Source organism: Clostridium ragsdalei P11, assembly GCF_001675165.1.
Taxonomy (GTDB): Bacteria; Bacillota; Clostridia; order Clostridiales; family Clostridiaceae; genus Clostridium_B; species Clostridium_B ragsdalei.
This window is the reverse complement of sequence record NZ_LROS01000019.1, coordinates 1-24144: the sequence shown is the minus strand read 5'-3', so window position 1 is coordinate 24144 and position 24144 is coordinate 1. Positions and strand designations below refer to the sequence as shown.

At 30.7% G+C, this 24144-nt stretch carries 25 protein-coding genes; 18 read left to right on the top strand and 7 right to left on the bottom strand.

Annotated features, from left to right (window positions below):
- Positions 1-285: 285 nt before the first annotated feature.
- On the top strand, positions 286-1611 hold the full coding sequence (locus CLRAG_RS09465; RefSeq protein WP_065078216.1) for a cation:dicarboxylate symporter family transporter: 1326 nt from the start codon (positions 286-288) through the stop codon (positions 1609-1611).
- Positions 1612-1728: 117 nt separating this feature from the next.
- On the opposite strand, the gene CLRAG_RS09460 is transcribed toward CLRAG_RS09465, so the two are convergent.
- Positions 1729-3579, bottom strand: a complete 1851-nt coding sequence (locus tag CLRAG_RS09460; protein WP_065078215.1) for an APC family permease — start codon at positions 3577-3579, stop codon at positions 1729-1731.
- A 195-nt stretch (positions 3580-3774) separates the two neighbouring features.
- Between CLRAG_RS09460 and CLRAG_RS09455 the strand changes: the two genes are divergently transcribed.
- Together CLRAG_RS09455 and CLRAG_RS09450 are read left to right on the top strand one after the other, a co-directional pair.
- Entirely contained in the window at positions 3775-4746 is a 972-nt protein-coding gene (locus CLRAG_RS09455) for an ROK family protein (RefSeq protein WP_065078250.1), read from the top strand.
- Positions 4747-4862: 116 nt separating this feature from the next.
- Entirely contained in the window at positions 4863-5252 is a 390-nt protein-coding gene (locus CLRAG_RS09450) for a hypothetical protein (RefSeq protein ID WP_065078214.1), read from the top strand.
- Positions 5253-5341: 89 nt separating this feature from the next.
- Here the strand turns inward: CLRAG_RS09450 and CLRAG_RS09445 are convergent, their stop codons facing one another.
- Positions 5342-5737, bottom strand: a complete 396-nt coding sequence (locus tag CLRAG_RS09445) for a hypothetical protein (protein ID WP_065078213.1) — start codon at positions 5735-5737, stop codon at positions 5342-5344.
- A 138-nt stretch (positions 5738-5875) separates the two neighbouring features.
- Here CLRAG_RS09445 and CLRAG_RS09440 point away from each other — a divergent pair, with 138 nt between their 5' ends.
- The 12 genes from CLRAG_RS09440 to CLRAG_RS09385 all read left to right on the top strand — a co-directional run bounded on the left by CLRAG_RS09440 (position 5876) and on the right by CLRAG_RS09385 (position 14651).
- Entirely contained in the window at positions 5876-6793 is a 918-nt protein-coding gene (locus tag CLRAG_RS09440; RefSeq protein ID WP_065078212.1) for a patatin-like phospholipase family protein, read from the top strand.
- 93 nt (positions 6794-6886) lie between these two features.
- Positions 6887-8302: a cysteine--tRNA ligase gene (gene cysS, locus CLRAG_RS09435; RefSeq protein WP_065078211.1), complete on the top strand. Its 1416-nt coding sequence runs from the start codon at positions 6887-6889 to the stop codon at positions 8300-8302.
- Between the two features lie 85 nt (positions 8303-8387).
- A complete protein-coding gene (locus CLRAG_RS09430) occupies positions 8388-9278 on the top strand; it encodes a potassium channel family protein (RefSeq protein WP_065078210.1) in 891 nt (296 codons plus the stop codon).
- A 64-nt stretch (positions 9279-9342) separates the two neighbouring features.
- Positions 9343-9975, top strand: a complete 633-nt coding sequence (locus CLRAG_RS09425; RefSeq protein ID WP_242872125.1) for a HutD/Ves family protein — start codon at positions 9343-9345, stop codon at positions 9973-9975.
- Positions 9976-10159: 184 nt separating this feature from the next.
- Complete coding sequence (locus CLRAG_RS09420) at positions 10160-10366, top strand: DUF1657 domain-containing protein (protein WP_065078209.1); 207 nt, start codon at positions 10160-10162, stop codon at positions 10364-10366.
- Positions 10367-10382: 16 nt separating this feature from the next.
- Positions 10383-11243, top strand: coding sequence for a DUF421 domain-containing protein (locus CLRAG_RS09415; protein WP_065078208.1), 861 nt, complete (start codon positions 10383-10385; stop codon positions 11241-11243).
- 11 nt (positions 11244-11254) lie between these two features.
- Positions 11255-11734 (top strand): stage V sporulation protein AC, encoded by a 480-nt coding sequence (gene spoVAC / locus CLRAG_RS09410; RefSeq protein WP_065078207.1) that lies wholly within the window; start codon positions 11255-11257, stop codon positions 11732-11734.
- Positions 11735-12733, top strand: coding sequence for a stage V sporulation protein AD (spoVAD, locus tag CLRAG_RS09405; protein WP_065078206.1), 999 nt, complete (start codon positions 11735-11737; stop codon positions 12731-12733).
- A 17-nt stretch (positions 12734-12750) separates the two neighbouring features.
- On the top strand, positions 12751-13104 hold the full coding sequence (spoVAE, locus tag CLRAG_RS09400) for a stage V sporulation protein AE (RefSeq protein WP_065078205.1): 354 nt from the start codon (positions 12751-12753) through the stop codon (positions 13102-13104).
- A 20-nt stretch (positions 13105-13124) separates the two neighbouring features.
- Positions 13125-13331, top strand: a complete 207-nt coding sequence (locus CLRAG_RS09395) for a DUF1657 domain-containing protein (RefSeq protein WP_065078204.1) — start codon at positions 13125-13127, stop codon at positions 13329-13331.
- Positions 13332-13564: 233 nt separating this feature from the next.
- Positions 13565-14353: an SDR family NAD(P)-dependent oxidoreductase gene (locus CLRAG_RS09390; RefSeq protein WP_065078203.1), complete on the top strand. Its 789-nt coding sequence runs from the start codon at positions 13565-13567 to the stop codon at positions 14351-14353.
- Between the two features lie 85 nt (positions 14354-14438).
- Positions 14439-14651 carry a DUF3006 domain-containing protein gene (locus tag CLRAG_RS09385; RefSeq protein WP_065078202.1) on the top strand — a complete coding sequence of 71 codons (213 nt, stop codon included), beginning with the start codon at positions 14439-14441 and terminating at the stop codon, positions 14649-14651.
- A 319-nt stretch (positions 14652-14970) separates the two neighbouring features.
- Here the strand turns inward: CLRAG_RS09385 and CLRAG_RS09380 are convergent, their stop codons facing one another.
- The 3 genes from CLRAG_RS09380 to CLRAG_RS09370 are packed head-to-tail and all read right to left on the bottom strand — an operon-like array spanning position 14971 to position 17904.
- Positions 14971-15930: an acyl-CoA dehydratase activase gene (locus CLRAG_RS09380; protein WP_065078201.1), complete on the bottom strand. Its 960-nt coding sequence runs from the start codon at positions 15928-15930 to the stop codon at positions 14971-14973.
- Positions 15911-17008: a 2-hydroxyglutaryl-CoA dehydratase gene (locus CLRAG_RS09375; protein ID WP_065078200.1), complete on the bottom strand. Its 1098-nt coding sequence runs from the start codon at positions 17006-17008 to the stop codon at positions 15911-15913. The genes CLRAG_RS09380 and CLRAG_RS09375 overlap by 20 nt, the downstream gene beginning before the upstream one ends.
- Complete coding sequence (locus tag CLRAG_RS09370; protein ID WP_065078199.1) at positions 17005-17904, bottom strand: acyl-CoA dehydratase activase-related protein; 900 nt, start codon at positions 17902-17904, stop codon at positions 17005-17007. Before CLRAG_RS09370 ends, CLRAG_RS09375 begins: the two co-directional genes overlap by 4 nt.
- 879 nt (positions 17905-18783) lie before the next feature.
- On the opposite strand from CLRAG_RS09370, the gene CLRAG_RS09365 reads away from it, so the two are divergent.
- Positions 18784-19770, top strand: a complete 987-nt coding sequence (locus CLRAG_RS09365; RefSeq protein WP_065078198.1) for a tyrosine recombinase XerC — start codon at positions 18784-18786, stop codon at positions 19768-19770.
- Between the two features lie 45 nt (positions 19771-19815).
- Here CLRAG_RS09365 and CLRAG_RS09360 read toward each other — a convergent pair whose 3' ends face one another.
- Positions 19816-20235, bottom strand: a complete 420-nt coding sequence (locus CLRAG_RS09360) for a hypothetical protein (RefSeq protein ID WP_065078197.1) — start codon at positions 20233-20235, stop codon at positions 19816-19818.
- Between the two features lie 123 nt (positions 20236-20358).
- Here CLRAG_RS09360 and lexA point away from each other — a divergent pair, with 123 nt between their 5' ends.
- Both lexA and dinB read left to right on the top strand, forming a co-directional pair.
- Positions 20359-20976 carry a transcriptional repressor LexA gene (gene lexA, locus CLRAG_RS09355; protein WP_065078196.1) on the top strand — a complete coding sequence of 206 codons (618 nt, stop codon included), beginning with the start codon at positions 20359-20361 and terminating at the stop codon, positions 20974-20976.
- A gap of 45 nt (positions 20977-21021) precedes the next feature.
- A complete protein-coding gene (gene dinB / locus CLRAG_RS09350) occupies positions 21022-22236 on the top strand; it encodes a DNA polymerase IV (RefSeq protein ID WP_065078195.1) in 1215 nt (404 codons plus the stop codon).
- 301 nt (positions 22237-22537) lie between these two features.
- On the opposite strand, the gene oxlT is transcribed toward dinB, so the two are convergent.
- Positions 22538-23827, bottom strand: coding sequence for an oxalate/formate MFS antiporter (gene oxlT, locus CLRAG_RS09345; protein WP_065078194.1), 1290 nt, complete (start codon positions 23825-23827; stop codon positions 22538-22540).
- Positions 23828-24144 lie beyond the last annotated feature (317 nt).

Genomic DNA, 24144 nt, shown 5'->3' with positions numbered 1-24144 from the left:
ATATTATAAAAACAAAGCCCCATATATTATAAATTAAATAAATAAGATTGACAAACTTCTACAAAAATATTATTAATTATATATTTTAATTAGTTTGAAATTTAAGTTAGTATATTCAAATATATTCTTTATTTATAAAATTGATAAAAAATTTTTATATATTTCAGTATAATAATATAGTTTTTTGTATGTTAAGTTGTAATATTGAGGTGTTGGAAATATGTGCATATATTAATCGTTTACAAAGTAACAATGTAATTATTTAAATATGGGAAGGGGATTAAAATGGAAAAGAAGAAAAGAAAGCTTAAAGGTGGACTAGCCACCCAAATTTTAATTGGTCTTATACTTGGAGTTATAGTTGGTGCTATTTTTTATGGTAATCCAAATCTACCTAAATATCTTCAACCTTTTGGAACTATATTTTTAAGGCTGATTAAAATGATAGTTATACCTATTGTAGTATCATGTCTTATAGTAGGTGTTGCAGGAGTAGGTGATATGAAGAAGGTAGGAGCTCTTGCATTAAAGACTATAATATATTTTGAAATAATGACTACTATTGCATTAATTGTTGGACTCTTATTTTCAAACATATTCCATCCGGGTACGGGTGTAAATATGAGCAGCTTGACTAAGACAAACATTGCTAGTTACGTTGATACTGCAAAAAAGGCTACTAATAAGGGATTTGTAGATACTATAATAAATATTTTCCCTACGAATATTATGGATTCTTTAAGTAAAGGAGATATGCTTCCAATTATATTCTTCTCTGTTATGTTTGGACTTGGAGTTGCATCTATTGGAGAAAAAGGAAAACCTATATTGGACTTTTTCCAAGGTGTAGCAAATACAATGTTCTGGGTAACTAACCAGATTATGAAGACTGCACCTATAGGTGTATTTGCATTAATTGGTTGTACTGTATGTAATTTTGGCCTTAAATCACTCATTCCATTGGGAAAGCTAATGATATTAGTTTATGCAGGTATGGCTTTCTTTATACTTGTATTTATGGGAATAGCAGCAAAATTGGTTGGAAATAGTATATTTAGACTAATAAGAATATTAAAAGATGAGCTTTTGCTTGCTTTTAGTACAGCTAGTTCAGAAACAGTACTTCCAAGGTTGATGTCAAAAATGGAGAAGTACGGATGTCCAAGTGCTACTGTATCTTTTGTAGTTCCTACAGGTTATACTTTTAACCTTGATGGTTCCACGCTTTATGAATCTATGGCAGCTATATTTATAGCACAGTTATATGGTATGCATCTTTCCATTGGAGCTCAAATAAGCTTAGTAATAGTACTTATGATAACTTCAAAGGGAATAGCAGGTGTCCCAGGAGCTTCTTTTGTAGTACTGTTAGCTACACTTGGAACTTGTGGTATTCCAATAGAAGGTCTTGCTTTTATAGCTGGAATTGACCGTCTTTTAGATATGGGAAGAACAGTAGTAAATGTTGTTGGAAACTCTCTAGCTAGCATATTTGTTGCTAATTGGCAGCATGTATATGATAAAGAAAAAGGTGAAAAGTATTACCAATCCATTATAAATCATAAAGATCATACAGATCATAAAGATAAATTAAAAAGTGTAGAGGCATAGTTGTCATATATAGTCTCTGTAAAAAGTGCTTTCACGAAATCGTGAAAGCACTTTTTATATAATGGTGCCTGTCACCGTGGGATAAAAATGTTCCCATTAGGTGCCAGGCACTTAAAGTTAATCTAATTCTTCATCATTTAAATGATAAGGATAAGTTGATACTACAATATTTTTATTTCTCAGTAAGTTTTCTCTAAGCAAAAATCCTGTATGATTATGAAGAAAATTTCCCCACCACTTATGTGTTATAAATTGTGGCAATATTATAGTTACTTTCTCATCCTCAGAAGCTGCATTTGATATGATCTCTATATACTTAAGTAATGGAGTTATTATTTGTCTATAAGGAGAATACTTAGTTACTAGTAATATATCTGTATTTAACTCAGCCCATTTAGTTTTTAGTTTTTCTGTAGAAGTTTTATCAATAGATACATTTAAAGCTATTACATCTGGTGTTATGCTCCTAGCATATTGTAAAGCGTTTAACGTTGCTTTATTTAAACTTGCAATAGGAATTATGCAAATATGTGTAAATTTTTTACCTAACTCTATATTTAATATATCTTCTTTTGATGCCCTCAGCTGTTCTGCCACTTTATCATAATGTCTCTTTATAGATGCCATAATAATAACTAGTATAGGAATTAAAGCAATAACTATCCATGCACCAGCTAATGCTTTTTCATATATAATTATAAGCGTTGTAATTATAGTTACTATGGCACCTATACCATTAATTAAAGCACGCTTTTTCCATCCAGGTTCAGTACTACTCTTCCAATGCAGCACCATTCCCGTTTGTGCTAAAGTAAAGGACAAGAAAACACCTACTGAATATAGAGGGATTAGGCTATGAACATCTGCTTTAAATATAAGTACTAATATTCCTGCAATAAAGGATAATACTTCAATGCCTATTGAGAAGCTTAATCTCTTACCTTTCATAGTGAATTGTCTTGGTGCAAATCCATCTCTAGCAACAACGTACATTAGCATAGGAAATCCTGTAAAAGCTGTATTACATGCCATTATTAATATTATGGATGTAGTAATCTGTATAAAATAGTACATAAAGTTTCTGCCAAATACACCAAGTGCTATTTGGGATAGAACTGTAACATTTTTTGTTGGTACAGCATGATAAAATCTAGCAAGCAGTGAAGTGCCACCAAAGATAAACAATATTAAACTTGATAATAATATCATAACCATTTTAGCATTTTTTTGGCTAGGTTCTTTAAAATTAGGAACTGCATTACTTACTGCTTCTAATCCCGTTAGCGCTGAACAACCTGAAGAAAAAGCCCTAAGAATTAAAAATATACTTAATGTTCCCGTTGCCTTAATAGAAGTATTTATCATAGGTGCAGCTGCACCATATATAGAGTATTTTATAAAACCATATATAATCATAGTTATCATACCCAGTATAAAGAGATAAGTAGGTATACTAAATATTTTAGATGATTCACTAACACCTCTTAAATTTAAGATAGTAAGTATGATAATTAATCCCACTACTAGTGAAATCTTATGAATTCCTAAAGTAGGAAAAGCTGAGATTATTGCTGAAACTCCAGCACTAGCACTTACTGCAACCGTCAATATATAATCTATTAATAATGCAGATGCAGCAACTAATCCTGGTCTTATCCCTAAATTTTCTTTGGCAACTATATAGGCGCCTCCACCTTGAGGGTATGCTCTGATAATTTGAACATATGATATGGTGAGAATAAACAATAAGCCTATAATCATTAATGAAACCCATCCAAGCCAGTTGTAGGCAACTAAACCTAATACGCCTATTAATACGACTAAAATTTCTTCTGCTGCATATGCAACTGATGAAATAGCATCACTAGCCATAATTGCTAATCCAAACAAAATATTATATTTTTCATGTGATGTTTGTTCATTTGGCAGTGGTTTACCAATTAAAACATCTACAAATTTTTCTAACATAATACTTCCTCCAAAATATATAAAAAATACATATCTATAATATGTGTATATTAATCCAACTTAATAACTCTAATTTAAGTTATTTTGAGTAACTTTATGTAGATATATACCTTTTTATAAAAATTAGTTAATGATATAAATATGTGATATATTATATTTTGATGGAGATATTATATGGAGAGGAGAGAAGATAACTTGAAAGATAAATATGTAGTGGGAATTGACTTAGGTGGTACCAAAATTTGTGCTGCTGTTGTAAACTTCATGGGACAAGTAATATGTAAGGCTACTTTGCCAACGGAAGCGGAAAAAGGGGAAAACTTCATATTAAATAGAATGATAGAGATTATTGAGAAGGTAATTGAGGAGTGTAAAGTTGACAGAAAAGCAATAGTAGGCGTGGGAATCGGATCTCCAGGTCCGCTTAATATAGATAAAGGCGAGATAATATGCACCCCAAATTTGCCTTTTAGAAATTTTAATATTGTAAAACCTATAAAGGATAATTTTAAGATTCCCGTATATTTAGATAATGATGCAAATGCAGCGGCACTAGGGGAATATATGTTTGGTTCAGGCAAGGACAGTGAAAACATGGTATTCATAACAGTTTCTACAGGAATAGGGGGAGGAGCTATATTAAATGGTAGAATATATAGAGGTAATACTAAAAATGCACTGGAAGTAGGGCATATGACTTTAGAAAAAGAAGGTCCCCTATGTAACTGCGGAAATTATGGATGTGCAGAGGTACTTGCATCCGGTACTGCTATAGCACGAGAAGCAAAAAAAGCAGTAAAAACAGGAGAATGTACTTCTCTTTCTAAATATAAGAATATAACTTCAAAAGAAGTGTTTAAAGAGGCAGAACTTGGAGATGGAGTATCTAAAAATATATTAGACATAGCTTTAAATTATCTTGGAATATGTGTGGCAAATGTAGTCACTTGCTTTGATCCGGAAGTAGTTGTAATAGGAGGAGGGGTCTCCAAGGGTGGAAGTATAGTTTTAAGTAAAGTAAAACAGGTTGTGAAAAAAAGATGTTTTCAATCTATAAGTGAAAACACTAAGATACTTTCTGCACTTTTAGGAGAAGATTCTGGGGCTATTGGAGCTGCAGCTCTTGCTATAAGGCATTTTCAAAGAAATAACAAGTCAGTATGCTAGTCTATTTTTTATCAATATATATGTTTACGTATACAATAATAGGAACATTACGTGTATTACATTAATAAACTAATTGGTAACAGACATTTGAAGTAAATTTAAGGGGGAACTTGTAAATGTTACAGAGTATTATTAATGGAATTGTTCCTATAGCTATAACTGTCATAGTAGGGGTGTTAGTTGCAGTAATTAAAGCTATTGGAGATGCCATTGTAGTATTAGTTGAGAAAAGAAAAGAGGAGGTTATACAAAAAATACGTATTAATAGATATAATGGATGGCTGCAAGTTGCCAGGGAAGTGTGGAGGGTTGTAGATGAATATTTTAGGATAAATTCAAACATAAAAAGTACTATTTCTAACAAACAAAAAAAATTTGAAGAAGAAATATTAAAAATATTGCCTGATTTGACTACTGCTCAAATAGAACAATTAAGACAATCTGTTGCAGGGGAAATAAATAAGGACAAAGATAAAATTCCACAGAATGATAATCAGAAAATTTAAAAAGAGAACCTCACATAATGAGTTATAAAATTTTAAGATACTTATGTGAGGTTTTTAATTAACGTAAAAATTATTATGTTTACTTAAAATTAAAGTAAACTATTATCTCCAATTTTACTTTCATTATTTGAAATATAATTTTTGATTTTTCCACCAGTTTTTTTTATGGTTTCTTTCAATTTTTCATTATCTAAAGAATTAGAATTTACAATTACTTTATAAGATGTGTTTTCAAGGTCTCTAAAACTACCGAAACCACTTATCATAGGACTTGTAGATGGAAGAGTCCTTCCGGATGAAGTATAGGAAACTCCTGAGGAATTTATTACATTTGAAAAATTTATACCAAAATCTGAATTAGAGCTTAAGGGGTCTATATAATTGTCATTTAAATCCACAGCAGTATGGCTAAATCCTTCACTTTTAAGTTTTTTTACAGCTTCATTGGCGTTTTTAATGCCTTTATAGTAAATTTCAATTCGCATTTTGACAATCTCCCTTCTTTTAATATAACATCAATAATTATAATTATAGCTTCCCACTTATTTTGAATAATATTCTATAATTGATTTTTAAGTATCCAATATATGAAAATTTACATATTTATATATTGAGGTGGTTTTATGATAGCAAATGCTGTATTTGAAGGTGGAGGAATGAAGGGAATAGGACTTATAGGAGCAGTATGTTGTTTTGAAAAAATGGGATATAAGTGGAACAAGTTTGCAGGAACTTCTGCTGGAGCGGTAATAGCTTCACTTTTAGCAGTAGGGTATAGTGGAGAAGAGTTGAAAAACATAGCTATGAATCTAGACAGAGATATATTCTTTAAAAAAAAATGGATAAGAGAACTTTCTTTAATTAAAAAGTCTTTTACACTTTTTAAAGATAAGGGAATATATTCTTCAGATGCTGTAAAAAAATATATTGAAGAACTCATATCTAAAAAGGGAAAAAGAACTTTTGGAGATATAAGTGTAGATGGAAAGTCACCTCTTAAAATAGTAGCATCAGATATAACTAAAAAGAGAATGATAATATTACCAGATGATTTAAAAGAATACGGTATAGATCCTATGAAGTTTGAAATAGCAGAAGCAGTTAGAATGAGTATAAGTATCCCCCTTTATTTTAAACCGGTAAAATTTTATTATAAAGGCGAATGCAGCTATATAGTTGATGGGGGCATACTCAGTAATTTTCCAATATGGATATTTGATACAGAGGAAGTCCCGGAGTTCCCTACAATAGGATTTAAATTAGCGGAAGAGGATATAAGCTATGGAGAATCAAAAAAGATGGATTTTATTTCTTACTTATTTGATATATTTGGGACTATGGTAGATAAAAATGAAGAAGTGTATGTGAAGGATAAATATGCAGTTAGAACTGTATTTATTCCAACATTAGGAGTTAGAAGCACAGAATTTAATATATCCAGTAAAATGAGGATGAAACTTTTCCAATCAGGATATAGTAGTTCAGAAAGGTTTTTGCATCTTTGGGATTTTCACAATTATATAAGGGATTATGTAAAATAGGACATGTGAGATTATTGAATTATATTAAAATTGTGATAATATTTATTTATAACACAATTTTAACAGTTTATGCCTAGTAAGGGGAGATATACTATGAATTTTTACGTTTATAATACAATGAGTAGAAAAAAAGAAAAATTTGTTCCTGTAAATGAAGGAAAAGTTGGAATTTATACCTGCGGTCCTACAGTTTATAATTATGCTCATATAGGGAATTTAAGAACATATATTTTTGAAGATATATTAAAGAAAGCTTTTGAATATGGTCACTACAAAGTTAAGCATGTTATGAATATAACTGATGTAGGACATTTGCAATCTGATGCAGATACAGGTGAAGATAAGATGCAAATAGGGGCTGAACGTGAAAATAAAACTGTATGGGAGATTGCTAAATTTTATGAGAATGCTTTTTTTAAGGATTGTCATAAACTTAATATAAGAAAACCTGATATAGTTTGTAAGGCCACAGATCATATTCAAGACATGATAGATATAATTAAGACACTGGAGGAAAAGGGATATACCTACACATCAAATGGAAATGTGTATTATGAAATTGATAAATTTAAAGATTATAATAAACTAGCTAATTTAAGTATGGAAGAATTAGAGGCAGGAGCTAGAATAGATGTGGATGAGAATAAGAAAAATCCGCTGGATTTTGTACTTTGGTTTACAAATTCTAAATTTAAAGATCAAATAATGCAGTGGAATTCCCCTTGGGGAAAAGGCTTTCCTGGCTGGCATATAGAATGTTCTGCTATGTCAATAAAATACTTAGGAGATAAAATAGATATACACTGCGGCGGAGTAGATCATATTCCAGTACATCATACAAATGAAATAGCTGAATCAGAAGCAGTACTTGGACACAAATGGGTGAATTATTGGATGCATGGAGAATTTTTAGTATTATCTGATGGCAAAATGTCTAAATCAAAAGGTGATTTTTTAACTCTTTCTAAAATTGAAAAGGAGGGCTTCTCACCTATGGATTATAGATACTTTTGTCTTCAATCTAGGTATAGAAAACAACTTATGTTTAGTTTTGATGCATTAAGGCAGGCACAGTTAGCTTATAAAAAATTAAAGGAGAAAGTTGCAGATATAGTTTCAAATGTAAAAGAAAATGAAAGGGCAGATGAGAAACTTGTTAATAAGTATAAAAATAAATTTCAGGAAAAGATAAGTGATGATTTGAATATACCAAATGCATTTACTGTGTTATTTGAAGTTATAAAAGATAATGAATTGACAAGTAAGGAAAAAAGCTTACTTATAGAAAGTTTTGATACTGTTTTTTCACTGGATCTTTTAAAGCTAAGCAATCATAATTTAGAAAAGTTGGATTCAGAAGATATCAAAAGACTCATATGTGAAAGAAATGATGCAAGAAACAACAAGGATTGGCATAAGGCAGATGTTATTAGGGATGAACTTAAATCCATGGGAATAGATATAATAGACTCAAAAGAAGGGACTAAGGTGAAGGTTAGAAACAGTTAGACTAGGGTGAAAAATTAATAGGAAAATGTGATAATAAACTTTTTCAAAAAGTATAAATATATATACAATAGATAGAGGTATGTTTATGAAGAAGTTTATTAGTATATATAAAATTAAAAAGAAAACCATTTTGTCTGTATTGGCATTTTCCTATGTAACTGTATTATTTCTATTTGGGCTTATCTATTGGAGCATTGCAAATAATTCTAGGGGAGATTTTTTTGTATTTCAAAAAGATGTAAATATGACTACAAAAGTAGATGTATTTAAAAAAAATCTAAACATTAAAATTAAAAGCAAAGAATTGAAAAGCACTGTGGAAGATTTAATAAATTCTGATGAATACAAAAGACCTTTTGCAAATTTAGAAATTGTAGACGATTCAGGTTCTTCTATAAAGGTATTTTCCTTTGATAAATCTTTAGGAAAATTATGGGCCAATTATTATAGTACATTGTTAAAAGATAAGGGCGTAACCCATATAAGTGTAGAAGATATGGGAGAAGATAGGGTTAATAGTAAATTTAGCAGTTGTAAATTAAAAATATGCTTTTATACAGTAAATGAAAATGAAATCTATAAAAGCTTTAAGTGTTATAAAAAAAGTCAAGCAAATCAGTTAAGAAAAGTGGATACTAAATATATGTGGGTAAATGATTATACTATGCTTAAAAGTAAATTTTTCAAAGAAGAATACTATTATTATCCACTAAGCTTTTATTTTTCAAAGCTTGTTGAAAATTCTATATCATTTTTGGACAATAGTCCTCTAGTACTTAAATCAGTGGTTTGTGGAAACTTCAAATATCCAATAGAGAATTTTATATATTTTAGTGCTGTAACTATAACCACACTGGGATATGGTGATATTTTGCCTAATTCTATTATAGTGCGTTTTATGGTAATTATGGAAACCATACTAGGGATAATAATAGTAGGCACATTTACTTCCTGTTTATTTTGGAATAGAAATTAAAATAAAATTTGTTGTGATATACTTTATCTAGAATTAAATCTATATGTATGAGGAGATGCGTAATATGATGAATACAGTAAAAATTATAAGGTCGGATGAATATAAGACAAGCAGATGGTCGGGAGGGACTACTACAGAGCTTTTAATATATCCTTATGAAGCAAAATATGCTGAAAGAAATTTTAAATGGAGATTAAGTTCTGCAAAGGTTATAGATGAAGAATCTGTATTCACTCATTTACCTGGAATTGCTAGAATCATAATGAGTATAGACGGGAATTTAACTCTTCATCATGAGGGACACTATGAAAAAGATTTAAAGCCTTTTGAACAGGATAATTTTATGGGCGATTGGAATACTAAAAGTTTTGGAAAGGTAACAGATTTTAACTTAATGATGGCTCCTGGATGCCAGGGAAAAATAGAAACATACATTTTTGAAGGTAAAAAAATGTATGAAGAAAAACTTAATCCAGGTGAACATATTAATAGAGAAAAAGATATAAAACAAATTACATATGTATTTTATATTTTGGGTGAAAAAGTGGAAGCTTATATTAGTGATATGAAGGTGTATCTTAACAATAAAGATACATTAGCTGTAACCACTTTGGTTAATGGTGATCCTTTTAATATTAAACTTTGCAATAAAGGTGAAGAAGACATTAAAGTTATAAAGACAGAAATAGCGTATTAGTTATATGTACTAAATAAAAAAAGGCCTTTAAAAATATTATTATTTTTTGGGCCTTTTTTTATTTAAAAAATTTAAATATAAGTGTACATAAATTATGTGTAATAATTCTATTTAAACAGGGTAAAACTATATTAGAAAAGTTGGTTAGCAATTTTATAAGAAATGTGAGGGAGGGCTTAATAAATTGACTGTAGGATCTCAAGTAAAACAGACACTGGCTGTTCTTAAAGGTGCTGAAAGTACTTTGAGAGTATATTCTCTTCAAGAACAGGATAAAAAAGTAAAGAATGTGTACAAAGAGGCACTGGATGCTGTAGATGGTGTTACAAAGAATCTAAATGATAGATTGAAATATTTAGAATATGAAGAGCCTCAATATAAACAGAACTGATTTGGGGGAATAATATATGAAAATTTGGATTATAATTTTGTTAAAATCTACGGTACTATTTTTTGTTACCTTATTTTTTATAACAATAGTTGGGAAAAAGCATCCCAGGAGGATAACCCCTTTTAATTTTATAAACTATAGTGTAATAGCGGTTTTAATAGCACTAACGTGTACAAATGTTATATATAACTGGGTAATTGGTATTCTGGCTATAGCTGTATGGATGTTACTCCCATTAATTTTAGAATATGCTTCTATGAAAAGTAAGTTTATATGCAATTTGCTAAAGGGTGAAGGAGTTGTAGTTGTAAAAGAAGGAAAAGTAATGGAAGAAAATTTAAGTAAAATTGGATGCAGCGGTGAAGACTTATTAAGGGAACTTCGCTCAAAAAATGTATTTAATTTAGCAGATGTGGAATTTGCCATGATGGAGTCTACAGGAGATATAAATATACTGATGAAATCAGATAAAAGGCCACTTACCCCAAATGATCTTCAGATAGAAGTATGTCAAGAAGGAGCACCGCAGACTGTAATATTGGACGGAAATGTAATAAATGAATCTTTGAGCAATTTAGGACTAAATCAAGGATGGCTTGATGTACAGTTAGAATCTAAAGGTGTATCTTTGGATAATGTATTTATAGGTCAGGTTAATTCAAAAGGCGAGCTCTACATAGATTTATTTGATGATTTAATTCAAACTCCCCAATCAAATGTTAGAAAAATTCTCTATGCCAATCTGGAAAAGGCTCAGGCAGATTTGATGTCATTTGCACTTGAAACTCAGGATAAAAAGGTAAAAGATATGTATAAAAAGGACTCTGATATTTTAAAGAATGTATTAATAAAGTTAAAACCCTATTTATTGAAATAGAAGGTGATAAAATGTCTAATAAAAAAAATAAAAAGCTGACTCCTGTACAACAGGAGTATCAAAACTTGGCTAAAACAAAAGAGATAAAAAGAAATGTTCTTAAAAATAGTCTGAAGGCATTTTTGGTTGGCGGAAGTATTTGTGCTTTTGGTCAGGGACTTCAAATTATATTTATAAAGTATTTTAAATTTACAGAAGCCAACGCTGGTAATCCGACATCTGCAGTTTTAATAATAATTGCTGTATTACTTACAGGGTTTGGAGTGTTTGATCATATTGCACAATGGGCTGGGGCAGGAACATCTATTCCTGTTACTGGTTTTGCAAATTCCATTGCATCTGCTGCTATAGAACATAGAAGCGAAGGATTCGTTCTTGGTGTAGGAGGAAATATGTTTAAAATTGCAGGTCCTGTAATAACTTTTGGAGTTTTTTCTGCTTTTGTAGTTGGTACTATAAAAGTAATTATTAAATGGTTAGGTGGGATGTAAATGATTCAAGGTCATCAATCATGGGTATTTGAATCTAAACCGACTATACTTGGATGTGGTGCAGTAGGAGGACCGTTTGAAGCAAAAGGTGCTTTAGCTAAAGATTTTGACTTGCTTCATGAAGATATATGGCTTGGTCAGGATAGTTTTGAAAAATCTGAAAAAAAGTTATTGGAGGAAGCTTGTCAGATTGCTATAAAAAATGCAAAAGTAAAAAAAGAAAGTATAAATTTTTTCATAAGTGGAGATCTTATGAATCAGATAGTTATCAGTAGTTTTGCTGCTAGAACTTTAAGCATACCGTATTTAGGTATATTTGGAGCTTGTTCAAGTTCTATGGAAGGGTTAGCTATATCGTCGTTGCTCATAGATAATGGTGCAGCAGAATACGTTCTTTGTGGAACATCCAGCCATAATGCTGCTACAGAAAAACAGTTTAGATACCCTACAGAGTATGGAGGACAGAAGCCACCTACAGCTCAATGGACGGTAACAGGAGCAGGAGCTGCAGTAGTTGGAAAAGGTACTGGACCTAAAGTTACATCAGCTACTATAGGTAAAGTAGTAGACATGGGAATTTCTGATCCATTTAATATGGGTGCTGCTATGGCAGCAGCGGCAGTAGATACAATAGAAGCTCATTTTAGAGATTTAAATAGAGATCCTTCTTATTATGACATAATAGCCACAGGAGATTTAGGGAAAATAGGCCATGACATAGCAGAAGAAATTTTAAAAAAGGATGGATTTAAGTTTCAAGAAGGAGTATTTAAAGACTGTGGAAAGCTAATATATAACAAAGATCAACCTGTATTTTCAGGTGGCAGCGGATGTGCATGTTCTGCTACAGTAACCTATGGACATTTTTTTAAGGAAATGAAGAAAAAAAAGTTAAATAAAATATTGGTAGTGGCAACAGGAGCCCTTATGTCACCTATGTCATATCAACAAAAAGAAAGTATACCATCTGTAGCTCATGCAGTATCTATAGAAGCATAGAAAAGAGGTGCATTCATATGGAAAAATTTCTTTGGGCATTTTTAGTAGGTGGAGGAATATGTGTAATAGGTCAGATAATGATGGACGTATTTAAGCTCACACCGGCACATACAACAACTACTCTTGTAGTAGTAGGAGCTATCCTTGGAGGGCTAGGATTATATGATCCTTTAGTAAAATTTGCTGGTGCCGGTGCTTCTGTACCAATAAGTAGTTTTGGAAATTCGTTGGTTAAAGGAGCCATGATGGAAGCAGATGAATATGGAATAATAGGTGTGCTAACAGGAATTTTTGAGATTACCAGTGCTGGTATTTCTGCTGCTGTGATTTTTGGATTTATAGGGGCTTTAATATTTAAACCTAAAGGATAATTTAAAGGAGGTGATAATAAATGACAGTTGGAACTCAAATGCAGCAAGCAATAGCAGGAATTCAAAGTGCGGCTGCAACTATGAAGACATTTGAACTGGAGACACAGGACAAAAGTGCTAAAAAAGATTTTCACCAAATAGCAACAAATTTGGATGACGCTCTTCAAATACTTCAAGGAAGACAAAAGTTCATACAGCAAGAAGAACCACAGTATAAACAATGTTAATAACAAAAATATAATTAAGAGAAGACTTAAAAGTCATAATTATCAATTAATGTGATAATTATGACTTTTATTTAAAGAAAGATGTAATGTAATATAAATTGTTAAAATAATAAATATTATGTAAATAAAAAATAAAGTAAACTAAAAATAATAACAAACACCAGTTGCAAATAGAAACAAAACTACTTAAAATGAAAAATATAAACTAGCAATAAATACAATGGAGATTTATTATGACTTTAACTAATGAAAAGACTGTTCTAATTACAGGAGCTTCAAACGGAATAGGACTTGAGCTTGCAAAACTATTTTCTAAGGATGGGTATAATTTAATACTTGTAGCTAGAAGTGAAAACAAATTAGTAGAAATAGCAAAAAATTTAATAAAAAAATATAATATTAATGTACATATAATAAAAGAAGATCTTTCAAAAAAAGAATCTGTAAAAGATCTATTTTTGAAAGTACAACAACTAGGCATAAGGGTAACTACTCTTGTTAATAATGCAGGTACAGGTTACTGTGGACTTTTTCATGAAATTGATATAGACAAAGATGAAGAAATGATAGGGTTAAACATTGAAGCTATTACTTATTTAACGAAATTATTTTCAAAAGAGATGATAAAGTTAAAAAAGGGGAGTATATTAAATGTGGCATCTACGGGTTCTTATGAACCAGGACCTTATACTGCAGTATATTATGCCTCTAAAGCATATGTACTATCCTTTTCTCAAGCCCTTGAAAATGAGCTAAAGCCATATGGCATAAAAGTATGTACTCTGTGCCCGGGAGCTACTAAAACTGGATTTTCTAAAAATGCAGGTAAAAAAGATATGAAAACTGCTATGAGTGCTGAAAAAACTGCTGAGATAGCTTATATAGGATTTATGAAAAATAAATCTATTATAATACCAGGATTTTTTAATAAAATAGCTGTTTTATTTTGTAAGCTATTGCCAGGCAAAATTTCTGCGGTCATTGTTAGAAAAATACAGGAAAAGGCAACTAAAAATTTTTAAAATAAACACTTTAAAGTTAAAAAATAGGTAGTATAATAGTAATATAATGGTAATGCATAATACTATGAAATGGGGGATTATTTTTATGAAAGTTATAATAGATAGGTTTGAGGGACCTTATGCCGTTTGTGAAAAAGAAGATAAAACTATGATGGATATAAAACGAATAAATTTACCCATTGAGGCAAAAGAGGGATATGTACTTGATGTATATGGAGATGAAATAACTATAGATCTAGAAGAAACTCAAAATAGGAAAAAACATATGGAATATATAACTAAAGATATGTGGAATTAATTTTCATATACTTAGGCATTTTCAAAGAAATAACTAGTCAGTATGCTAGCCTATTTTTTATCATACTGCGTTGGTAGAACCCTTAGATAGGATTCACTATCTGCGGGTCTGATAAACAAATTTCTAAGCATCAGATGAAGTTTAAAACTTCATCTGATGCTTAGAAATTGTTATCCAGGGACATAGCCACTCTTTGCTCACACTTGGAAAAGTGTAAGTATTAGAGTGGGTAGTCATCGGATAAAAAATATTCGTCGTATCTTTGACTTGTTATTTTCTTTCAAATGCCTTATTTTATGGAATAAAACTATTTCTGCATTTATGCAGAAATAGTTTTATTCCATTTTTCACATCTTCCACCAAAAAAACCTATAATTTTTTTGGTACCCGATATTTTTACAACTTCACATCTATTAGGGCATCCTCCACACTCAAAGCTTTTAGATGTAAAACTAGCATTTGCTAAATTAAATCCATTAAAGTTAGTGATTTTATTACCTTTTCCCAAGGTTTCCTTTGCTAAAATAGCTGCACCAATGGCACCCATTACTTTAAAATTTTGAGGTATTACTACTTCTTTATTCAGTATTTCTTCAAAAGCAGTCTTCATTCCTATATTTGCAGCAACTCCTCCTTGAAAAAATATTTTGGATTTTATATCTTTGCCTTTGGCCACATTAGTTAAATAATTTCTTACAAGAGCATTGCAAAGGCCTTTTATTATATCAGAGTTACTATAACCTAATTGTTGTTTGTGTATCATATCTGATTCAGCAAATACGGCACATCTCCCTGCTATTCTTACAGGAGAAGTAGACTTTAAAGCATATTCTCCAAATTGTTCAATAGGGATATCTAATCTTTCAGCTTGACGGTCTAGAAAGGAACCTGTTCCTGCTGCACATACTGTATTCATTGCAAAATCTAGCACAATGCCATTTTGCAAAAGTATTATTTTAGAATCCTGACCGCCTATTTCTATTATGGTTTTAACATCTTTATCTAGGTTTAAGGCAGCAACGGCATGAGAAGTTATTTCGTTTTTAATTATATCAGCACCTATAATAGAAGCAGCAATTTGTCTTCCACTTCCAGTGGTTCCAACTGCGCTTATGTCCGTGTCTCTATATTTATTTTTCAGTAATTTAAATCCTTCTTGAATTGCACTTATAGGCCTTCCTTTTGTCCTCAAATAAAGTGATTCAAGTAAGTTCATATTTTCATCAACTATTACAATATCTGTGCTAACTGAGCCTACGTCAACTCCCATATAATACATTTTTTTTTCTCCTTTCAAGTAAATCTAAAAATGCTTCTATTCTTGTTATATATCCAGCTTCACCGGTCATTTCATCTACTATTAATGTAAGTATAGGGAAATTTCTATCCTTTGATATAGTTGGAAGTATGGATTTTGATACAATTTCAGGCATACATCCCATAGGGAAAATCTGTATAGCACCATCAAACCCGTTTTTATCTGCTAAAACAGCTTCTCCTATACATTCCCTTGCATGACCACCTATATAATAAGGCAAATATTTTTTAGAATTCCTTCTCAAACTAAGTGAATTCAACTTTAATGGAGATAGAGCCATGTCTTTAATCCACCAACTTGGAGAAAGATATCTAGCTGTAGATACCCCATAATTCATAAGCTTTTCTTCTATAAAAAGATTTGAGAAAGGTTCTATTATAGTATATATTTCACCGATTATAGCAATTTTTAAAGGCTTTTTATTTTTAGAGATTGGTACTTTGCTTAACTGTTCCATATGTTTTTTTATAGTAAATATCATTTCTTCTGGTGAAGTAGTTTTAAAAGCTTTTAATTTGCAATCTTTTAATATATTTTTGCATTGTCCTTTTTTTATTTCATAACCTGATAATAACTTTACCTTTTTATCTATATTATCCATTAGGTTTATTATTTTAAGTCCTTGATGTACTACTTTTAACTTTTCTATGGCATTTTTCTTGCTAACTGATCCAATAGAAAGCAGTCTTCTCATAAGTTCTTTCAATCCTATATCTTTTGGATAATCTAGAACTATAAAATTTAAGTTATAGCCTAATTTTTTCAATAGATTCATTTGGAGTTCGCAATATTCTCCAAATCTGCAGGGACCGCAGCTTCCAACTATTAATATTGTATCTGCACCTTGTTTTATACTTTCTATATAATTTCCTATCATTATTTTAAAAGGAAGGCACATTTCCTCTGGAGAATAAAATGATCCAATTTCTAAGGCTTTCCTGTTGCTCAATGGTGGAATTATATAATCAACTCCAAGTCCATCAAATACAGCCTTTACTGCAAAACAGGTATTGCCAAGGTGGGGGAAGGTTACTTTCATAAATTTGCACACCTCCTTTTAAGCATATCTGAAAAGGCTTCTAATCTAGTATTAAAGCCTGCTTCTCCAGTTTGTTCATCTATTTTTAATATGAGCATAGGAAAATCTTTTAACCTATTTTTAATAAGTTCAATTACTACGGAATCTATTCCACAGGCAAAAGAAGAGATGTATATTATGCCATCTACTTTTTTATTTTCTGCTGCATAAATGGAAAAACCATAAGAATTTCTAGCAAAATGCCAAAATGGTTTTTTAAATAGATGGTCTACCTCACTGTTTATTATGCTTTCATTTATACTTTCCTCTGTAACTATGCCCATACCAAGTTTGTTTAATTTTTTTACTATATTCATATTGATAAAAGTGTCATATAAGTTGTAAGGGTGACTTACTAATGCAGTTTTTATAGGAAAACCACTGGTATCTAGTAATAACTTATGATTCTCTTGGGCACTTAAAGCTTTTTTATAGGCAGCATTTATTTTAAAAATGTTTTTAGTAAATATCAAGCCAGATTTTAATAACCAGTTTCTACGTTTTACCTTAGAAAAAGCATATATAGGGTAGTTTAACGATAGGGGCATATTGGGAATGTCATTTATTATCATTTCTGGAAGACCACAAAATTTTGGACATATAAATTCTCTTTTTTGTATTTGCATTATTCTAGGAATAAGCATGATGTCACATTTATCCTTTATTGAAGCTACATGACCATGAAATATTTTTATTGGGAGGCATGCTTCGTCTACACAATATTTTGTTCCAAGGTTAAGTATATATTTATCTGTATCTTGGGATGTTACTATTTCAGCTCCAAGTTCTTTAAAGAACGTTTCTATAAAAGTGTGATATTTACAATACAATAATCCTTTAGGAATACCTAGTTTCATATATAAGTTGCTGCTTTTAATAGGGGAGTAGTAAATAGAAATTTATAAGCAGCGATTCCTCCAATCTTTTATGATTAAATATTTACATTTGTATATTTTGCCATAATTCCTTTAATTTATTCAATTCTTATAAAATATTATTTTTTTACTTTGCGGAATAAATATTATGTAAATTAAAAGATGAACTTATAAAAAGGCTATTTTGTAAGTTATCCGATGGCTACCATCCGCAACACTCTAATCTTCCAGCTGAGTCTAAGAATCACTTGATTAATATGCGGATTGTACTGAAAAAAATATTTTTAAAAAAGTTTTCGACTATAAAATACAAGTTGAGAGTATTTCTATTTTCTAATTTTATAGATAAGAGGGAATATAATATCTGAAAATAAATCATAATTCTGCAAATATTACGCAGAAAGATTAATGGCAATAAATAGGAAAGAATAAAGTAGAAAAATGAATCCACAAAGTTATGCCCATATTGTGGAAATATTTCAATTTGATAAAAATTTAATTTTTCATACAATAAGATACATACATTCCTAAATAAAAAATGAATTATTTTAATTTGAAATATTCTTTTTCAAAATTTGAAATATAAATTGAGAATATTATCAATTGAAATATAAATTTAATGCATAGGATATATTTTTACAAATTAATACATAGAAAGCATGCAGCATGAAATAGCACGTAATTTAAAGAAAACTTGTGACATTAATCATCATAAAATATAAGAATAAAATATAATTAACAAATTATTCATACAATATAAGGGCATATAAGGAGGATTTTGACTTAGTTTTATAGAATATTAACTTCGTTAAATAACCATTTAGCGAAGTTACACTTAATTTTAGAGAGGGGAATGGACGTATGCAGTATAATTTAAGCAATATTTATAATCCTAAGCTTCCACAATGTCTGAATGACTTTTTAAATTACCTTGGAACTATTCGAGGTAAATCAAAAAATACACAGGATGGATATCAGGTTGATTTGACCATGTTTTTTAGATTTTTAAAAATTTACAGAGGAATTATTAAGGAAAATTATGAATTTGAAAATATAGATATAAGTGATATAAATACGGATTTTATACGTAAAATAACTTTAAGCGATTTATATGCATTTATATCCTTTGCCGAAAACTATAGAAATAATGGCAATTATGCCAGAGCTAGAAAAGTAGCCTGCTTAAAATCATTTTTTAAGTATCTTTTTAGCAAAGCTAAACTAGTAGATACAAATCCAGCTTTAGAACTAGAATCTCCTAAAATAGATAAGAGGAACCCTATTTATTTAAGTTTGAAGGAAAGCAAAGTCCTTTTAAATTCTATAGATGGTAAATTTAAAGAAAGAGATTATTGCATCATAACCTTTTTCTTAAACTGTGGAATGAGACTTTCAGAACTTTGCAGCATAAATATATCAAAAATTAAGGAAGACACATTAACTGTAGTTGGAAAAGGAAATAAAGAGAGAACTATATATTTAAACAAGGCCTGCCTAATGGCTTTAAATAATTATCTTGAAATTAGAAATAAGGATTGTGATAAAATAAAAGATAAAGATGCCCTTTTTATAAGTAAAAATCACACCAGAATAAATAAAAGGTCTGTAGAAATGATGCTCAAGAAATATTTAAAAAATGCAGGCCTTGATAGCAACAAATATACGCCACATAAATTGAGACACACAGCTGCAACTCTTATGTACAAATACGGAAATGTAGATATTAGAAGCCTTCAAAAAATATTGGGCCACGAAAATGTATCTACTACTCAAATTTATACTCATGTAGATGATGAACAATTGAGAGAAGCAGTGAATTCAAATCCTTTAAGCAATGAAGAAGAATAAAGAAGTACGTCTGTTCCCTACTCTTTCAAAGAACAGACGTACTTCTTACTTAGTTTCTTTTTTCTTTTTAATTCTTATAAGGCCAGGATAGTCTTCATGAGTTATATCTTGATATTTTTCTCTATCGTCTAAAATTTCTTTTAATCCATCTATGTCATCAATGAATTGAACATCAATTTCGTCGTCTTTTAGATCTGCTTGTGAATTTTCATCATCATCTAATTGAGAATGAGAGTCATCATTATTTTCTGTGCTGTTTTCTAAATCTTCATCCTGATACTCTTTTACTTCCTCTTTATCATCTATAATTTGGTCAATTTTTATGGCCTTCATATCGTACCCTTCCATTTCAAGGCATTTGCCGCAGTTGTCACACTTCTTGTTTGAATCTAAATCGCAGATTTCACATTCGCCGCAATTATTGCAGGGCTTTTTTTCATCAAATATGCAGTATTCTCTATTCATACATAGTACTCCTTTAAATTTTATATAAATATGTATATTAATAAAATCAGTATAGAACATAAGTTTGATATTTGTCAACTTATATGATATAATTCACATAAGTAAATTAGAGGGGTGTTTTTAATGACAGAACACAATCGAGATAGACAGTTTCAAATATATGAATTTATTAAGACTCAAATTAGGGAGAAAGGATATCCCCCTTCTGTTAGAGAAATATGTGCAGGTGTAGGCTTAAAATCTACTTCTACTGTTCATAGTCATCTAGAAAAATTAGAAAAAAAGGGATTTATAAAAAGGGATTCTTCAAAATCTAGAACCATAGAGATTATTAAGAAATCCGTTCCTAAAACTACTAAAAAAGAACTAATAGATATACCTATTGTAGGAACTATAACAGCAGGAATGCCTATTTTAGCAGTAGAAAATATAGAAGATGTATTTCCCCTTCCAATAGAGTATGTAAAAAATAAAAATCAATTATTTATACTCAAAGTACAAGGAGAAAGTATGATAGATGCAGGTATATTGGATGGAGATATGTCTATAATAGAACAGACTAATTTTGCTGAAAACGGAGATATAGTAGCAGCTTTAATTGATAATGAAGCTACTTTAAAGAGATTTTTTAAAGAAAAAGGCCATATAAGGTTACAGCCTGAAAACAAAAGTATGTCTCCTATTATAGTGAATGATTGTAAAATAATTGGTAGGTTAGTAGGAATATATAGAAGGTATTAGATATTTTTATGCAAATATATAAAGTGGTAAAGTACAGGTGTAAATATGCAGAAAGTTATTTTTCTTGTAGATATGAATGCTTTTTTCATAAGTTGTGAGGCAACACGCCATCCTGAAATCATAAATAAGCCTGCTGCAGTAGCTGGGGATCCTAAAAATCGAGCAGGTATTATTTTAACTGCAAATTATGAAGCACGAAAATTTGGGGTTAAAACAACTATGCTTCTACATCAAGCTTTAAAACTCTGCCCGGATATGGCTATTATTCCCCCAGATCATCAATTTTATAAGCAAAAATCCAGAGAAGTTATGAGTATACTTTCGCAGTACACTCCTTCTATTGAGCAGAATAGTATTGACGAAGCCTGGCTTGATATGACAGGCTGCGAAGGAATCTTTGGGAAGCCATTTGAGTCAGCTAAAAGAATTATGAAGCACATTAACCATGAACTAGATTTAAAATGTTCTATAGGTATATCTCAAAATAAGTTCTTATCAAAAATGGCTTCTGATATGAAAAAGCCTTCAGGCATTACAGAACTTTGGAGGCAGGACATTAAAGTAAAGCTATGGCCACTTCCTATTGAATCTATGTATGGAGTTGGTAGACAAACTGCACAAAAGCTTCAAAGAATGGGAATTAAGACTATTGGTGATCTTGCACTTTTTAGTAGACAACATCTTATAAAAAAGCTTGGCAAAATAGGTGCTGAGATTCATCAACTTGCAAATGGTATAGACATCTCTCCTATAAAACCACATTTTAAAAAAGATATAAAATCAATTAGTAAGTCTACTACATTAGGTGAAGATATTTCAGACATGGAACGTGCAAAAATTATTTTGATGAAACTTTCCGATGAAGTTGGAATGACTGCACGTAAATACGAAAAAAAAGGCCATACAATACAAATTAGCATCAAATATTCTAATTTTCAAACTATTACTCGGCAAACAACTGTACCTGCAACTTATTTAGTTAAGGAAATTTATTCTACAGGAATTAAACTTCTTGAGAAAAATTGGGACCTACAATTGCCAATACGATTATTAGGGATAAGTCTTAGTGGATTTAGTGGAGATACTAGTATACAGCAAATATCAATTTTTAATATGAAAAAAATCAAACGTGAAGAAAGTTGTATGAGATCTGCGGATAAAGTTGACAAAATAGAAAATGCCATTGATAGTATACGAAAAAAGTACGGCTATTCAATAATTAATCGTGCAATATTAATGAAGAAAAATAATAAAGATTAGTTTTTTAGGATTATCCTGGTTTTGTGTAGAAGGGCAATAAAAACCTATTGCAGAATAAAAACTATCCTCTATGAAGCCTTGAAAATTGTTATCGTCTAATCTTTTCAACATTGTCAATTACCTCCTATTTAATATAATATTTATATATTACAATAGTATTTGGTATACCAAATACTATTGTAATAACTTCCATATTGTGATATACTACAAGAAACAGAGGAAGTATTCGGCAAAATATTTCCTCTGTTAGAGAGAAATTTAATTAGCTAAAATGTAATGATTAGTAGCTGTATACCAAATATTATGGAGCTATAGGAGTTGTATCTTTAATTTGTTTCCTTGTAGGCTTTGGTATCTTAGGTAAAATTACAGACATTATGCATGCATACAGTGAAAACAACGCTGCAACTGTAAATACAACAGACCAACTGTAGTGAGCAGCGAGAGCAGCTCCTAAACCGCCACCTAAAATAGAAGCAAATCCTTTACCACTATATATAAATCCGTAGTTAGTAGCAGCATAAGTTGAACCAAACATATCAGCATTTAATGATGGGAATAAACTAAATAGTTGACCCCATGTGAACATTACGCACATCAAAAGAATTATATACAACACACTATTTTTGCTTCCTAAGATAGGTAACAAGAATAGGAAGACTGCATTCAAACCAAAGGACAAACACATTGTTCTTGTACGACCTAACTTATCTGAAACTGATCCCCAAAAAACTCTTCCTACACCATTTGCAAGGCTGTTCATCATAACTGCAAGTACAATAATTGAGGAAGCCATTCCTAATTGTTTACCAAAAGGTTTTGTGTTTGCTGTAATGATAAGTCCACCAACACTGATAGATAAGAACATTGTCCATATAAGCCAGAAATGTGGAGTTTTTAACACTTCACTAGGGCTAAATCCAATTTTTGATGGATCTGCTTTAGCAGCCTTTGCTTTTTGGCTAGGCATTTTTGAACCAACAGGATAGCGTAAAATGAATGCAATAATTACAACGATAACACCTTGAAGTATACCTGTAAAACCAAAAGCTTGTGCAACACCACTAGCATCTAAAACTTTCTGAATTACAGGAACAAAAGGCATTGATCCTATTCCGAAAGCTCCTGCTATTAAACCTGATGCAAGGCCTCGTTTATCTGGGAACCAACGAACTGCAACACTAACAGATCCACCATAAATAATTGCAGCTCCAACACCTGCCATAGCATAGAAGAAATACAAACTAGCAACAGAAGTTGCTTGACCAAGCATAGTCCATCCGCCACCAATCAGTATACCTGCAAGACCAAACATCAGTTTTGTGCCAAACTTATCAAGCAATAATCCACCTATTGGTTGAACAAAGGTTTCAAACATTATAAACAAAGTAAAAGCGTACTGAACAGCAACTAGAGACGAGTGTAACGACTTAACTAACGGAGTAGTAAACAAAGTCCATGCATATTGAAGATTGGCAATCATTACCATAGCTAAACAAGCAGAAATCAATTGAACCCAACGGTTACCTAAAATTGACCCATATGCATTTTGATTTTTAGCTATAAACTCAGTTTTGTTAAAATCAGACATACATTTCTCCCCCTTTAAATATATATTTAATTATATTTAATGTAAAATAATACATATCTTAACATTAAATATATTTACTTAGTTAAATAACCCCGGATCCGTTATATTGGCCCGGGGTTACACAACAATTGAGTGCTGTTGAAGACCTTGCGAAATCAAGACGTATAGTATACCCTCAATTTGAAAAATGTTATTCTATTGTTTGGGATATAGTATTTTCTACTCCAACTTCCTTCAAACGTTGATTTGCAAATTGTTGAAGCTTTTGGATATGTTCTGGCTGCAGGTGACTAAATCTCCCTTGATATTTAATATAT

Excerpts from the sequence above, each read along its gene's own strand:
- CLRAG_RS09390 (WP_065078203.1), top strand. The coding sequence starts at position 13,565 with ATGACTTTAACTAATGAAAAGACTGTTCTAATTACAGGAGCTTCAAAC.
- spoVAC (WP_065078207.1), top strand. The coding sequence starts at position 11,255 with ATGTCTAATAAAAAAAATAAAAAGCTGACTCCTGTACAACAGGAGTAT.
- CLRAG_RS09450 (WP_065078214.1), top strand. The coding sequence starts at position 4,863 with ATGTTACAGAGTATTATTAATGGAATTGTTCCTATAGCTATAACTGTC.
- spoVAD (WP_065078206.1), top strand. The coding sequence starts at position 11,735 with ATGATTCAAGGTCATCAATCATGGGTATTTGAATCTAAACCGACTATA.
- CLRAG_RS09370 (WP_065078199.1), bottom strand. The coding sequence starts at position 17,904 with ATGAAACTAGGTATTCCTAAAGGATTATTGTATTGTAAATATCACACT.
- oxlT (WP_065078194.1), bottom strand. The coding sequence starts at position 23,827 with ATGTCTGATTTTAACAAAACTGAGTTTATAGCTAAAAATCAAAATGCA.
- CLRAG_RS09465 (WP_065078216.1), top strand. The coding sequence starts at position 286 with ATGGAAAAGAAGAAAAGAAAGCTTAAAGGTGGACTAGCCACCCAAATT.
- CLRAG_RS09385 (WP_065078202.1), top strand. The coding sequence starts at position 14,439 with ATGAAAGTTATAATAGATAGGTTTGAGGGACCTTATGCCGTTTGTGAA.
- CLRAG_RS09365 (WP_065078198.1), top strand. The coding sequence starts at position 18,784 with ATGCAGTATAATTTAAGCAATATTTATAATCCTAAGCTTCCACAATGT.
- CLRAG_RS09425 (WP_242872125.1), top strand. The coding sequence starts at position 9,343 with ATGATGAATACAGTAAAAATTATAAGGTCGGATGAATATAAGACAAGC.
- CLRAG_RS09380 (WP_065078201.1), bottom strand. The coding sequence starts at position 15,930 with ATGTATTATATGGGAGTTGACGTAGGCTCAGTTAGCACAGATATTGTA.
- CLRAG_RS09360 (WP_065078197.1), bottom strand. The coding sequence starts at position 20,235 with ATGAATAGAGAATACTGCATATTTGATGAAAAAAAGCCCTGCAATAAT.
- CLRAG_RS09375 (WP_065078200.1), bottom strand. The coding sequence starts at position 17,008 with ATGAAAGTAACCTTCCCCCACCTTGGCAATACCTGTTTTGCAGTAAAG.
- CLRAG_RS09430 (WP_065078210.1), top strand. The coding sequence starts at position 8,388 with ATGAAGAAGTTTATTAGTATATATAAAATTAAAAAGAAAACCATTTTG.
- cysS (WP_065078211.1), top strand. The coding sequence starts at position 6,887 with ATGAATTTTTACGTTTATAATACAATGAGTAGAAAAAAAGAAAAATTT.
- CLRAG_RS09395 (WP_065078204.1), top strand. The coding sequence starts at position 13,125 with ATGACAGTTGGAACTCAAATGCAGCAAGCAATAGCAGGAATTCAAAGT.
- lexA (WP_065078196.1), top strand. The coding sequence starts at position 20,359 with ATGACAGAACACAATCGAGATAGACAGTTTCAAATATATGAATTTATT.
- spoVAE (WP_065078205.1), top strand. The coding sequence starts at position 12,751 with ATGGAAAAATTTCTTTGGGCATTTTTAGTAGGTGGAGGAATATGTGTA.
- CLRAG_RS09440 (WP_065078212.1), top strand. The coding sequence starts at position 5,876 with ATGATAGCAAATGCTGTATTTGAAGGTGGAGGAATGAAGGGAATAGGA.
- CLRAG_RS09460 (WP_065078215.1), bottom strand. The coding sequence starts at position 3,579 with ATGTTAGAAAAATTTGTAGATGTTTTAATTGGTAAACCACTGCCAAAT.
- CLRAG_RS09445 (WP_065078213.1), bottom strand. The coding sequence starts at position 5,737 with ATGCGAATTGAAATTTACTATAAAGGCATTAAAAACGCCAATGAAGCT.
- dinB (WP_065078195.1), top strand. The coding sequence starts at position 21,022 with ATGCAGAAAGTTATTTTTCTTGTAGATATGAATGCTTTTTTCATAAGT.
- CLRAG_RS09415 (WP_065078208.1), top strand. The coding sequence starts at position 10,383 with ATGAAAATTTGGATTATAATTTTGTTAAAATCTACGGTACTATTTTTT.